The organism is Lysinibacillus sp. NPDC093692 (genome assembly GCF_050280125.1).
Lineage (GTDB): Bacteria > Bacillota > Bacilli > Bacillales_A > Planococcaceae > Lysinibacillus.
In genome coordinates, this window is sequence record NZ_JBNNUW010000005.1 from 62,162 (window position 1) to 74,557 (window position 12,396).

Annotated in this window: 15 protein-coding genes; 3 read left to right on the plus strand and 12 right to left on the minus strand. The window is 37.9% G+C overall.

What is annotated here, in order from left to right; translation table 11 throughout:
• Window positions 1-8: 8 nt before the first annotated feature.
• The 3 genes from ACQKN4_RS07340 to ACQKN4_RS07350 are packed head-to-tail and all read right to left on the minus strand — an operon-like array spanning window position 9 to window position 2,379.
• Window positions 9-1,151, minus strand: a complete 1,143-nt coding sequence (locus ACQKN4_RS07340) for an ABC transporter substrate-binding protein (protein WP_079563192.1) — start codon at window positions 1,149-1,151, stop codon at window positions 9-11.
• Complete coding sequence (locus tag ACQKN4_RS07345; protein WP_427483079.1) at window positions 1,151-1,750, minus strand: hypothetical protein; 600 nt, start codon at window positions 1,748-1,750, stop codon at window positions 1,151-1,153. Before ACQKN4_RS07345 ends, ACQKN4_RS07340 begins: the two co-directional genes overlap by 1 nt.
• Window positions 1,747-2,379, minus strand: coding sequence for a hypothetical protein (locus ACQKN4_RS07350; RefSeq protein WP_079563194.1), 633 nt, complete (start codon window positions 2,377-2,379; stop codon window positions 1,747-1,749). Before ACQKN4_RS07350 ends, ACQKN4_RS07345 begins: the two co-directional genes overlap by 4 nt.
• A gap of 227 nt (window positions 2,380-2,606) precedes the next feature.
• Between ACQKN4_RS07350 and ACQKN4_RS07355 the strand changes: the two genes are divergently transcribed.
• Window positions 2,607-3,242 carry a hypothetical protein gene (locus tag ACQKN4_RS07355; protein WP_427483081.1) on the plus strand — a complete coding sequence of 212 codons (636 nt, stop codon included), beginning with the start codon at window positions 2,607-2,609 and terminating at the stop codon, window positions 3,240-3,242.
• Window positions 3,239-3,850 (plus strand): hypothetical protein, encoded by a 612-nt coding sequence (locus ACQKN4_RS07360; protein WP_079563196.1) that lies wholly within the window; start codon window positions 3,239-3,241, stop codon window positions 3,848-3,850. Before ACQKN4_RS07355 ends, ACQKN4_RS07360 begins: the two co-directional genes overlap by 4 nt.
• Before the next feature lie 76 nt (window positions 3,851-3,926).
• Here ACQKN4_RS07360 and ACQKN4_RS07365 read toward each other — a convergent pair whose 3' ends face one another.
• From ACQKN4_RS07365 to ACQKN4_RS07395, 7 genes are all read right to left on the minus strand, one after another.
• Window positions 3,927-4,439 (minus strand): GNAT family N-acetyltransferase, encoded by a 513-nt coding sequence (locus ACQKN4_RS07365; RefSeq protein ID WP_079563197.1) that lies wholly within the window; start codon window positions 4,437-4,439, stop codon window positions 3,927-3,929.
• Window positions 4,440-4,592: 153 nt separating this feature from the next.
• Entirely contained in the window at window positions 4,593-5,300 is a 708-nt protein-coding gene (locus ACQKN4_RS07370) for an amino acid ABC transporter permease (protein ID WP_427483083.1), read from the minus strand.
• A gap of 12 nt (window positions 5,301-5,312) precedes the next feature.
• Window positions 5,313-6,017, minus strand: a complete 705-nt coding sequence (locus ACQKN4_RS07375) for an amino acid ABC transporter permease (protein WP_427483084.1) — start codon at window positions 6,015-6,017, stop codon at window positions 5,313-5,315.
• A gap of 26 nt (window positions 6,018-6,043) precedes the next feature.
• Complete coding sequence (locus ACQKN4_RS07380; RefSeq protein WP_427483086.1) at window positions 6,044-6,868, minus strand: transporter substrate-binding domain-containing protein; 825 nt, start codon at window positions 6,866-6,868, stop codon at window positions 6,044-6,046.
• A gap of 15 nt (window positions 6,869-6,883) precedes the next feature.
• Window positions 6,884-7,156, minus strand: coding sequence for a glutaredoxin family protein (locus ACQKN4_RS07385; RefSeq protein WP_079563201.1), 273 nt, complete (start codon window positions 7,154-7,156; stop codon window positions 6,884-6,886).
• A gap of 13 nt (window positions 7,157-7,169) precedes the next feature.
• Entirely contained in the window at window positions 7,170-8,177 is a 1,008-nt protein-coding gene (locus tag ACQKN4_RS07390) for an LLM class flavin-dependent oxidoreductase (protein ID WP_427483088.1), read from the minus strand.
• Window positions 8,178-8,225: 48 nt separating this feature from the next.
• Complete coding sequence (locus tag ACQKN4_RS07395) at window positions 8,226-9,554, minus strand: LLM class flavin-dependent oxidoreductase (protein ID WP_427483089.1); 1,329 nt, start codon at window positions 9,552-9,554, stop codon at window positions 8,226-8,228.
• A 243-nt stretch (window positions 9,555-9,797) separates the two neighbouring features.
• Here ACQKN4_RS07395 and ACQKN4_RS07400 point away from each other — a divergent pair, with 243 nt between their 5' ends.
• Window positions 9,798-9,923 carry a hypothetical protein gene (locus tag ACQKN4_RS07400; RefSeq protein ID WP_427483091.1) on the plus strand — a complete coding sequence of 42 codons (126 nt, stop codon included), beginning with the start codon at window positions 9,798-9,800 and terminating at the stop codon, window positions 9,921-9,923.
• 131 nt (window positions 9,924-10,054) lie between these two features.
• Here the strand turns inward: ACQKN4_RS07400 and ACQKN4_RS07405 are convergent, their stop codons facing one another.
• Complete coding sequence (locus ACQKN4_RS07405; RefSeq protein ID WP_079563204.1) at window positions 10,055-10,939, minus strand: LysR family transcriptional regulator; 885 nt, start codon at window positions 10,937-10,939, stop codon at window positions 10,055-10,057.
• 375 nt (window positions 10,940-11,314) lie between these two features.
• Window positions 11,315-12,280 (minus strand): ornithine carbamoyltransferase, encoded by a 966-nt coding sequence (argF, locus tag ACQKN4_RS07410; protein ID WP_079563205.1) that lies wholly within the window; start codon window positions 12,278-12,280, stop codon window positions 11,315-11,317.
• Window positions 12,281-12,396 lie beyond the last annotated feature (116 nt).

Sequence of the window (12,396 nt, forward strand, 5' to 3'; positions counted from 1 at the left end):
TTCAGTCCTTAATATTTCGCTGCATCTGAAGAAGGATTTAAAATAGAGTGGACTTCCTCATCTGAAACATCAAATTCATAGAAATCCTTATAGTAAGTTTTAATCTCATCTTCTATTTTATAGTTAAATAACGTTGGGTGATTTTTTTGTGCCAGCCATTTTAGCATTAATGGCGCATCGCCACTTGGTGGGAACCAACGATAAATACCTAATGGAATTTTATAAACTTTCCCCTCTTGAACAGCTTTCACCTGACTCCAATCCTGTCCATCTACCTTGTTTTTAAGTAAGTCCTCTGGCTGCGTTTCAGTGAAGTTGGTGATATAAATGATATCTGGATTCCAAGCATAGATTTGCTCCATATTTACTTCTTTCTTTCCTTGTACATCATTTTCAGCAACGTCTACAGCTCCTGTTGCGTTAAGCCATTGATTACCGAAAAAGTTTTTACCACCAACCGTGATGGATTTATCATTATGCATATGTAGTATCATCGCACGAGGCTTGTCCTGAGTAGCAACATCTTTTAATTTAGCATCAAGTTCGGACTGCACTTTTTTACCTTCATCTAAGAAACGGTCAGCACGGTCAGTCGTTCCTGTCATTTGACTCGTTAATTTCAACCAGCTATTGAATGTTGCCAAAGGCTCCGCAGCAGCAGCATCAATTGCTTTTACGGCAACAACAGGGATTCCAGCCTCTGAAATTTTATTAATAGAATCCTCATTTGTTGAAATCTCTACATAAAGTTGAGGGTTCACTTTCATTAATTCTTCCACATTCACTTCACCATTTTGAATAAACGATGTTTCTGCTTTTAAAACATCTGGAGAGATTTTGGCTAAAATTGAATTTTTCGCGGCATTATACGAATTTGGATGCATACCAACAATTTCTTTCGTTGAGTTTGTAGCGACATACCATGTAGAGAAATAAGGTAATATTCCTCCTGTCACGACACGATCAATTTTGCCTGGTACTGTTACTTCACGACCAAGCTGATCCGTCACAATTTTTTCCTCTACCGTTGACTGAACTTCCGCTTTTGAAGATTCAGCAGATTGATTTGAAGATGATCCTCCATCTTGACTGCCACACGCTGCAAGCATTGCAGTTAATGCTAGTGTAGCTAAATAACCATATTTTTTCATTAATTCTCTTCCTCTCTTAACCATTTTGCCATTCCGTGTAAAAAGGGCTTCGACTGATCGATAAAACCAAGCCCAATATGGAACATTGGATCTAGTGTTGTGACAACTAATTCACCTTTAAAACTTACGTTGTCGATATAAAATAGTGAACGACCACCTGGTATATCTAGTAATGATTGCGCACCAGCTGGTGGTAAAAACGAACCATGATAATGCCACTTCATATCATGAAGCGTTATATAGTTAAATAACGGATGTGTTGTATTTTGCTCGCTCATTGGTAAATCGCTGCCTTCGCGTACCCACCAGCTGAAATTCACTTCCGAATCCTCCCAATCAATTGTTGGAAACCAATTATCCAATATCTCACCAAAAATAATGAGCCGCTTACCCGATTCAATAAATGAGATAAGCTGCGATTGATAACGTTTCAAATGGGGAATATCAAGGCGACATGATAAAATCAATGTGTCATAATCTGCTAAATTATATCGATGTAATTCACGAATATGTAAAATATCATCATATAAATAATGAAATTCTTGGTCTTCAAAAAATCGGTTTTGAAAGGGTAATCCATTTGTTACGATACCAATCATTGTGTCTCCACTCCCTTCAATTGATTTCGCTCATACTCTTCTCGGATGCATGTAAGCATTTGCAAACTTAAATATCGTGAGGAATTATCTTCATCGATAAATACTCGATAAATATCCGTCCCTGCACCTGCAAAAATTGTGCCATTTGTTGAATCACGATCCACATAAATGATCGTCGCACCACTTTGATCCGTCACAAGTACTTCTGCATGCAATGGAATCTTTTCGAAATAACCACGAGAAAAAAATCCTCGAACTCCTTTACGGTAGTTAATGTCATAAGCATCAATACCTGCGAATAATGGATATATTGGCTCTTTTATAATTATTTCACGATCCTTTAACGGAATCGGAGAACGCTTCCAGTTAGGAACTCCCGCTAACCAAGGTAATGATGTCTCTGTAAGTGAAAAAATAACGCCGCCATGAGACAAATATTGATTCAAAATATTTTTATGCTCTAATAAAAATTGCTCCTCTACTAAATTAGTAATAATTAAGCCCGCATAGGCACGTAAATCGGTATACGGTAAATCGTATAAATATAAAAATGTTAATCCTCGCTTTCGATCCTCATCTGTCAGTCTCGAAAACTGTATATCAATACCAACATAAGCAATTGGTTTCAAAACGAACCCTTCTTTCTATTTTGGTTTTATTGAAAATGATTATCATTTGCATCTAAATACATATTACAGTATAGTGATAATGATTATCATTGTCAAACTAGTTTTATGCACTTCCTTTTGTTTCCAAGATATTAGATGGGAATTTTTTCCACGAACAATATTCAAAAGGCATAAAATATTTTTTCAATATAATTTAAACCTTAACTTTATTTTTGGAGGAATAAAATATGAGTGACTCGATTTCGATACTAAAACTAGACCCTGGACATGCTTTCGGTGTGAATGGTCGTATGCAAAAAGATACAGGAAATGAATCAAAAATAATTGATCAATATGATTTTGCATACGCAAATTTGGAGAATGTGGATGTTATCCTAATACCAAACTTTATTGATCAAGAATTTTTGTATAGTCAACGTGAGAAGATTGCTGCCTTTTTAGAAGAGAAAAAAATCGTAGTGTATTGTGGCCATCTATTCCGTGAATGGCTACCAGGCTGCGGTCCATTTATGCCACAGCTTATTCGTAGTTATAAAGATTATGAGGTTTTTCCTAATGCAGATTCATCTATTTTCCAAGGTGTAACTACTGAAGATATGACATTTAAAAAAGGAGTTGCTGGCTTTTTTGCACGTGGTTATCACCACGCACCAGAAGATGCCGAAATATTACTTACTTTCTCAAATGGTAAAGCGGTTACATATGTAGATCGTTCTACAACAAATGGTACCATTTTAGTCCATGCAGGACGGGATTTACTAGGCTATGCTAATGAAAACAAATCAACTGATCTTATTCGTCCACAATTTTTAGCATGGCTTGAAGCAGAAGTACAATCATTAAAGGAGTGCACAGTACAATGAGAAAAATCGGTGTTATATATAGTGGTAATGAGTCACATTATCGGACATTCCTTGAACCAAAATTCAATCAATATATAAAAAAATTAATTTATCATCCCGATTTCCTAGAAACGGACATCGACGACTTAGACGTACTTATTGTTCCCTCTCAATTAAATCACAAGCTGTTACTTGCTAGCGTGAAAAAAATACAATCATTTGCTGATAAAGGTGGAATTGTAGTTGCATTTGGACCACAGCCATGGAGTTGGCTACCAGCACAACAATGGGAAGAACGACCAACGAATTTTTGGTGGTGGCTTGAAAAAGATGCTTCAAGTGGTCTAGTATTACAACAACCAAAACATCCTCTATTTAACGGTTATTTAACACTCGCTGACTGCACATGGCATCAACATGGCGTTTTCTGGCCTCCTGAGAATGCAGATATTTTAATATCGACGGAAGATGGTGGTGCTGTTTTATATATTGATACCACCTCTACTGGCGGAACATGGATTATTACGACATTAGATCCTGATTTCCATTTCGGATCTTACTTTATGCCAGCAACCGAGCGTTTCTTTGAAGGTTTTTTCCCATACTTAGCCTACGGGAAAATTTCATAAGCGCTGATTTAAAAGTAAATGCCATAGAAAGGGGTGAATCAACCCTTTCCTATGGCATAAAAAATTTTACGGGAATTTATAAATCATAGCGGAAACTTTTGACAAGCTTACCTCCCTTATAAAACTCTTTAGACTCATCTCTTACGAAGCCCAGCGATAAATAAAGATTAATAGCAGCCTGCATAATATCACCTGAGTGCAAATATAATGCTTGATCCTGACGATTGCGTGCAAAGTCGAAGCTTTCATGCAATAATTTTTTAGCAATGCCTAGCCCTCTTCCTTTAGGATGGACGCCCAGTAAGCGTACAATGGTAGACTTTATGTCAAGCTCCGGCAGACCATACGCTTTTTCGGAATCTGTAAATAATTGCAGTCCCCCTAAAATCTCATTGCCACGCTTTGCTACTAAAATGGTTTCTGCATTTGGATTACCAACAGATGCGCGAATATCACTTAAGTACGATGCCCAGTTCTCTGGGTTTTCATATTCTTTTTCATATTGTGCATAACTCTCTACTAGAACCTCTAAATACCGGGCATAGTCTTCCTCTTTCAAATGCTCAATCACTATTTCAGCTACTGCCATTGTTCAATCCCCTTTTCTATTTAATCAACAATATATCCATTATGCCTCAGCATAAATTACATCTCTTAGCCTGAGCCCCTCTTTTCATCGGATGTTTGGATACCTGTACCTGTCGCTACGCTTCCGATACAAAAGACATTCGCCAAAAAGAAGTTAAATGCCTCCCTTACTATAGGCAGTTACTCTTCTCTCAATACGATGTGCAAACCATTCAACGATAACTGAAACACCCCAATAAACTAGCCCGACAGCGATAAATGCCTCCAAAAACTTTAAATTAATAGAAGCAACGATATTCGCAACCCCAGTTAACTCTTTAACCGAAAGGAAAAATGCTAGTGAAGTGGCATGTAAGAAACCAATAAAAACATTTGTGAAGTTAGGGATGGATTTACTAAATGCTTGGGGTAATATAAAGCGTCGCATCGCCTGTGAAAATGTTAAACCGACTGCATATGCTGCCTCTAGCTGTCCCTTTGGTACACTTAAAATACCGGACCGAATTATTTCGGAAGCATAGGCTCCTGCACTTAGCGTCAAAGCAAAAATAACAAAAAATAAAATAGGAATAGAGCTTGATTGAATCTCAATTTTTAAAGCCTTGGCAAAGACATCAACAACAATTGGTATGCCAAAATAAACAAGCATAATATGCATAATGATAGGTGTGCCTCTAAAAAAAGATACGTAAAAATTCAACAATGGTGCGAGAAATTTTGTTTGTTGTATTCGAATAAATGCAATAATAATGCCGATTAAAGTGCCCAATAAGACAGGTGTAACTGCCATGAACAACGTTAACGGCAAGACTTTACTAATTTCTTTTACCGCTTCAAAAATAAAAGCAATATCTATAGTCATAGCCTTTACCCCCTAGCTAGATGCAGTTTCCTTTGGCATATATCGATTAAGATACCGTTCATTGCGCTTTAATACATTTTCTAACAAAATAACAATGACATAATAAACGATGGACAGCGCCAAATATATTTCCAGTGCTCTTGTCGTTGAAGCAATTAGCGTTTCTCCACGTCCCACCATATCCATAACGCCAATAGAAAATGCTAAAGACGTATCCTTTAATGAACTTATCATCGTATTTGCCATATTGGGAAAGGCCACACGAATCGCCTGAGGAAGAATTATGCGAATAAAGGCCTGTATTCCACTTAATCCAACTGAATAAGCTGCCTCCATTTGACCACGATCAACTGTTAAAATTGCCGCTCTAAAAATCTCAGCAAACGATGCAGCATTGCTCAACGTATAAGTAATAATTACAAAATACATAGCATCCATTCTTGTTACATCAATATGCACAAGTTTCAATAATGCTGGTATACCGTAAAACACTAAAAACAATTGCACTAAAATCGGCGTACCTCGAATAAACGAAATATAAATCGTTATAATTTGCTTCAATACTGGTATGTGTAGCAACTTTGGTATAGAGATCACTATACCGAGCAGCATGCCAAAAATAGTGGCGAACACTAAAATTTCAAGTGTTACTGGTAAATACTGAAGCAATATTGGAAGTACTTTTGCAATTAGTGTGAAGTCAAAGTCATTAGCCATACTTCCTTCTCCCTCTCCTATTCCGTTTAGAAGTCTACCGAATAATCGTCACCTAACCATTTCTTACTTAACTTACTAATGACGCCTTCTGCCTTTAACTCTCGAATTGCATCATCAAGTCGCTTCTGTAAGACAGCCTCGTCTTTATTTAATAAGAAGTAAACTTTTGAATTTAATAAAGCATCTCCTACAACCTTCTCCTGCGCCTCATTACTTTCATTAAAGTACTTTACTGCAAATGGTGTTGTAATGATTGCATCGATACGACCTGTCGCAAGTTGATTGTGAATATCAACCGAGCCGGAAGAATAGATAATATTAGCGCCTAAATTATGTTCCTTATTATATTTCTCTATATAGACAGCCGAGTTACTAGTTGGTGAAACACTAACGTTTTTCCCTTTCAAATCATCAATGGATTGAATAAAATTGTTTTTTTCATTGACTGTTACTTTTAATGGGAATACATTATAAGGTTCTTTATTAAAGAGGAATTTCTCCTCTCGTTCACTATTGACCTCCATTTGATGGGCAATAAAGTCAATTTTCCTTGTCTCTAAACTTAATAATAAATTTGCAAATTCCATTGTTTTAAATTCAATTTCATATTCTGGTAGCTTCTCATCAATGGCACGAACAAGCTCTACATCATATCCTGTTAAATTCCCCTTGTCATCAATGAAACAGATATTTGGAAATTGGGTTCCTGTACCAACAATGATTTTTTGAACATCCTTGCCACCTTGTGCTGCACTATTTTCACTAGTATCCCCTTCGGACTTTTCCGTATTTGTACAAGCTGTTAAAAGTAAAGTTAGCAATAATAGTAAATAAAACGATAATTTTTTCATAAACTCCCTCTCTTCTTATGCATGCGATGGTAGATCAACAGCAAGTACTGCTTTTAAATGCTCCAACCCAATTTCTGTTACTGCTTTAAAGACGCCATTTGCTCCAATTTCGACAACCGGGACATAACGGACACCATATTTTATTTCAAGAATGTCACGGAATGCATCCTGATGTGTTACATCCACCGTTTTGTACGAAATGCCTTGTTGTTGTAAGTATGTTTTCACTTCATCACAATAACTACAGCCTTGCTTAGACCAAACAATTACATCTATATTTTTTGCCATGTTCATTTCCTCCTTAGCTTACCGCTTCTTTTTGCTGCAAATTTACTGGACTTAAAAGTTCAAATGATCGTTCCCGTTCAAATTCCTTCAACACAGGCGTATGCAAAATAAACTCATCAATTTGATAGCGCACATGATAGTCATCTAATATCGTTTTAATGTCTTCTGGAGAACCGTATACAATATCTGCATCATATTGCTTCACCGTAAATGTCTCTCCAGATTCCTGACCAAATCTCTCTGCAAGTTCTACCGATTGTAATGTTAGGCTTCTCCCACTCGCTAAATGCACCTTCGTAATTTTTTGATCACCAATTAACTCTTTCGCCTCTTCTTTTGTAGGGGCTGCAAAGGCTGCGATTGAAACGGCGAAATGACCGTTTGGATAATGCTTGCGATATGCTGTAGCTGCTTGTGCTAACACGTCATTGTCACTATTAATAAATCGAGCAAAGACGAACGCAATGCCTAATGTGCCTGCAAGAGCGGCACTTTGTGGACTTGCCCCAAGTAAAAATAATGCTGGTTTTACCTTTGGAATCGGCGTTACCTGTACGCCATATAACTCGTGTTCAGATGGAACAGCTTGATCAATTAATTGCTGTAAAAATGTTAATCTTCCCTCGAAATCTTCGCCTTGATTGAGCGTGCCATATTGCAACGCCTTCGTAGAGAGGGGTAAACCGCCCGGTGCCTTCCCTATGCCTAAATCAACTCGCCCGGGCTCCAACGAAGCGAGAACATGGAAATTTTCTGCTACCTTGTATGGGCTGTAGTGCTGAAGCATCACTCCACCCGACCCGATATTGATAGACTTTGTTTTAGCAAGTAGATAAGACACTAATACCTCTGGAGATGACCCCGCTAATGTAGCTGTATTATGGTGCTCTGACACCCAAAAACGTGAATAACCCAATTTCTCTGCTTTTTGTGCTAGAGCCACTGTTTTTTGTAAGGTCTGCTCGTTTGTAGCACTCTCAATAATGGGACTTTGATCTAATATACCTAATGAATAGCTCATACACTTTCCTCCTCCAAATACACTTATTCATATATATTTACTAGGTTTTTAGACAGATTGTTTGACATAACGGCTTTCTTTAAATGGTAAACCTAAGTTACCACGTAATGTGTCCGCCTCGTATTCTTCACGATATAGCCCTCTAGCCTGTAAAATCGGCACAACCTTATCTACAAAATCATCCAGTGCTCCAGGTACAGTAACACCTATAATAAAGCCATCAGCCGCCTCTTTTTCAAACCATTCCTGTACGAGATCAGCAACATGCTCTGCTGTGCCAAAGAACGCCGTTTTTGGGGTTGCTTCACGTAAAGCAACTTGTCGCAATATTAACTCTTCTTGTTTGGCATATTTTTTAATATAATCAGTCGTACTTCTAAAGCTATTTGCTCCTATTTTACCAAGCTCTGGGAACGGAGCATCTACATCATATTGTGTAAAATCATGATGATCGAAATATCGACCAAGATAAGCAAGTGCACGCTCTATCGAAACGAGCTCAACGATTTCCTGATACTTCGCTTCCGCTTCCTCAAGCGTATCGCCAATAATCGGAGAAATTCCTGGGAAAATTTTAACTTCATCTGGATTGCGTCCAAATGCTGCAACTTCAGTCTTTACTCTTTTATAAAATTTCTGTGACTCTTCTAATGACGTACCATGTGTAAAGATTGCGTCTGCATCCTTTGCGGCTAATCGAATTCCTGCATCTGAAGAACCCGCTTGGAAAATAACAGGCTGCCCTTGCTTAGAGCGCGCAATATTTAGCGGACCTTGCACTGAAAAATATTGCCCCTGATGATTTAATGTGTGTAGCTTAGTTGAATCAAAAAAAACATCATTTTCTACATCTGCAATGAAAGCATCGTCTTCCCATGAATCCCACAATCCCCTTGCCACTTCTAAATATTCCTCAGCAATTTGATAGCGCTCTGCGTGACTCGGATGCTGCTCAATTGTTTTATTGTAGTTTAAGGCAGTGCTTTCTAACGGGGTCGTGACAACATTCCATCCTGCACGCCCCCCACTAATATGATCTAAAGAGGCAAATTGACGTGCCACTGTAAATGGTTCGCTATAGGAAGTTGATACAGTGCCTACTAACCCGATGTTTTTAGTTGTTACTGCTAGCGCCGATAAGATTGTTAGTGGCTCGAAACGATTTAAAAAATGCGGAATCGATTTTTCATTGATGAATAAACCATCCGCAATAAAAGCTACATCAAATTTCCCTTGCTCAGCCTTTTGTGCCTGTTGAATATAAAACGGCAAGCTTACACTTTGATTGCTAGCAACCTTCGGATGACGCCAACTTGAAATATTACCACCTACACCATGAATAATAGCCCCGAATCGAATTTTGTCCTGTCTCACCATATTTACTCCTCCTCAAATTTTATTTTTACTAAACTTAGTGGTTAAGTATGTTTTAAGTGTAAAAAAATACTTTATTTATGGAATCATAAATAAAATAGGATTGAGGAAGATAATACCTTTCATTTATACAATTTGCAATGGGCTACATAATAGAAAAAATTTTACTGTCATATAAAATATTTTATCAATATCAATTATGCCTCGGCATAATTGTGTCCGTGTGCTTAGGTCCGCAATTGTCTTTTGTGCGAAAGCGAAGCGACAGCAACAACACGAGGGCGACACGATGTCGGTCATTTCGGTAATGCCACAGGACGTGGCGTTTTTACCGATGCAGGTCAGTTAGCCGTTATCCCATGGATGCGATGATTTTAGGTTAACATCCTCTGTGAACTCCTTTCAGCGGATGTTTGGATACCCTTGAAAAGTAACACTTAAACCCGCATTCATCTCACCACCTATAGAAGTGGTTGACCATTGCTGAAAGTAGTTAAATTTTCTTAAATGCTTTCAAATTGTACAGCTGTCTCTACTATTGTTTTCCATAAAGCTGGTGCAAGCGTCTCTTTATTTTTATATGTTAAAAAAATATGTTGATTCATATCAAGTAAATGCTTAACATCAGCCTCAACAAATTCACCACTTTCAAGCTCTTTTTTTACACAAAGATGTGGTAAGAAGCTCATATACTCCCTTGTACGGATAAATTCTTTCGCTACTTCTAAATGATCCGTTCGCACTTCAATATTTGCTGATACGCCCTCTACCTCAAACATTTTATGCACATAATTCCAATCAAAAGCCCCACATTCAAAAAACACCATTTTCTGTCGTGCCATTTCCTTTGCATTCATTACATTTTTTTGTATAAAGGGGTGCTCCCGATGCATCACAAGTTTAACCGCATTACTTAGCAATAGCTCATTGTAAATTCCTTCCCTATGAACATATTGAATAAGACCCATATTGATTTGATGACTTTGCAGTTTCTCTAAAATCACCGCTGTTGAACCTGTGATGATCTGAAAATGCAAATGCGGAAAGTCTCTCTTCCATTTCGGCAAAGCGTAAGCTAAAAAATATTGTGCTGTGACTCCATTTGTACCAATACACACCTCATTAGACTCCTGCGTTTCCTCTAATTGTTTTTTCCCTCGTTGAAAGGTTTCCACAATCTGTGTCGCAAACGGAACAAAGTCCTTCCCTTTATCCGATAATATTACACTTCGCCCATCGCGATGGAATAACTCGACATTCAACTCTCGCTCCAATGATTTAATACGAGCCGTCACAGTCGGTTGAGATAAAAACAATGCATTGGCGGCCTTATGAATACTTTTATAATGCACGACATATAAAAATGCCTCGATATGATCAATGTTCAACCGGAGCCCTCCTTAAATTACTTATTTATCCTATTATATAGATAATTGTTTTAATTCTCTATAAAAGATTGGAAAACTAGGATTTATATTTTTCCAAAGTAACTGTTCATTTGAAGAGCGCCCTTGAAAGGCAGCGCAACAAGAAAAAAGCAACCTAGCGTCTCCCAGGTTACTTTATTATGTAGCGATGTGGTCATCCATCTTGATCACATACATCGCGCGTGGTTTACATCCCTCTGTCTGCAACCACCGTTATGTTATTCACAGTGACACCCCCTGTTGCCAATGTGAACTCTGTCTATATAGTACTTCCCAAACCGAGAAGTATAGCTTTAAAGCAAGTTTGTGCTTACTAAACGTAGAGCAATTTAAGTTCTATGCTAGAATCGATGCAAGAACCGCTTTTTGCGCATGAAGTCTGTTTTCTGCTTGCTCAAAAATATAGGAATTTGGTCCATCAATAACAGATGTCGCTACTTCTTCTTCACGATGGGCCGGTAAACAGTGCAAGAACATATAATTCGGCTTTGCGTATGCGACAAGCTCATCATTAATTTGGTATCCAGCAAAGTCTTGTAGACGTTTCGCAGTTTCCTCTTCTTGCCCCATTGACGTCCATACATCAGCGTATACTACGTCCGCGTTTAAAACTGCTTCTACAGGATCATTTGTAATTGTAATTATGCTACCATTTACTGCTGCGATAGCCTGTGCCTTCGCGATTACTTCTTCGTCACATTCATAGCCAACCGGTGTTGCCACTGCCACATTCATTCCTACATGCGCAGAAGCGACTACTAATGAGTGCGCCACGTTGTTGCCATCTCCAACATAAGCAATTTTAAGTCCTTTTAGTTCACCTTTATGTTCAAAGATTGTTTCTAAATCCGCTAAAGCTTGGCATGGATGATAAATATCCGTTAGTCCATTTATTACCGGTATAGAAGCATGCTCTGCAAGCTCTGCAACCATTGCATGAGAATTCGCTCGAATCATAATGCCATCTAAATAGCCTGATAGCACATGTGCTGTATCATAAACAGATTCACCGCGACCAATCTGTAAATCACGCGCATGCATAAACATACCTTTTCCGCCCAATTGGTTCATACCTACTTCAAATGAAATACGAGTACGAGTTGAATGTTTTTCAAAAATCATACCGAGTGTCTTACCTTCTAATAGCTTCGGACATTTCCCTTCTTTAGTAATCATTTTTAGCTGTGTCGATAACTCAACTAACTGCTGAACCTCTTCACTTGTATAGTCTAGCAAGGTTAATAAGTCCTTATCTTTTAAGCTAGTTACTAACTTTAGCTGTACTTCCTCAAGTAATTTCATAGCCTTCACTCCTTGTTTCGTTGCTGTTGGGATTAGTATAACAATGCATAAATATAAAATCAACTGAATTTTTATGTTTATTTTCAAAAGTTAGAATTTTACCTTCTGATGTGACA

Coding starts and splice junctions, on each gene's coding strand:
- ACQKN4_RS07340 (WP_079563192.1), bottom strand. CDS start 1,151: ATGAAAAAATATGGTTATTTAGCTACACTAGCATTAACTGCAATGCTT.
- ACQKN4_RS07345 (WP_427483079.1), bottom strand. CDS start 1,750: ATGATTGGTATCGTAACAAATGGATTACCCTTTCAAAACCGATTTTTT.
- ACQKN4_RS07355 (WP_427483081.1), top strand. CDS start 2,607: ATGAGTGACTCGATTTCGATACTAAAACTAGACCCTGGACATGCTTTC.
- ACQKN4_RS07360 (WP_079563196.1), top strand. CDS start 3,239: ATGAGAAAAATCGGTGTTATATATAGTGGTAATGAGTCACATTATCGG.
- ACQKN4_RS07365 (WP_079563197.1), bottom strand. CDS start 4,439: ATGGCAGTAGCTGAAATAGTGATTGAGCATTTGAAAGAGGAAGACTAT.
- ACQKN4_RS07370 (WP_427483083.1), bottom strand. CDS start 5,300: ATGACTATAGATATTGCTTTTATTTTTGAAGCGGTAAAAGAAATTAGT.
- ACQKN4_RS07375 (WP_427483084.1), bottom strand. CDS start 6,017: ATGGCTAATGACTTTGACTTCACACTAATTGCAAAAGTACTTCCAATA.
- ACQKN4_RS07380 (WP_427483086.1), bottom strand. CDS start 6,868: ATGAAAAAATTATCGTTTTATTTACTATTATTGCTAACTTTACTTTTA.
- ACQKN4_RS07385 (WP_079563201.1), bottom strand. CDS start 7,156: ATGGCAAAAAATATAGATGTAATTGTTTGGTCTAAGCAAGGCTGTAGT.
- ACQKN4_RS07390 (WP_427483088.1), bottom strand. CDS start 8,177: ATGAGCTATTCATTAGGTATATTAGATCAAAGTCCCATTATTGAGAGT.
- ACQKN4_RS07395 (WP_427483089.1), bottom strand. CDS start 9,554: ATGGTGAGACAGGACAAAATTCGATTCGGGGCTATTATTCATGGTGTA.
- argF (WP_079563205.1), bottom strand. CDS start 12,280: ATGAAATTACTTGAGGAAGTACAGCTAAAGTTAGTAACTAGCTTAAAA.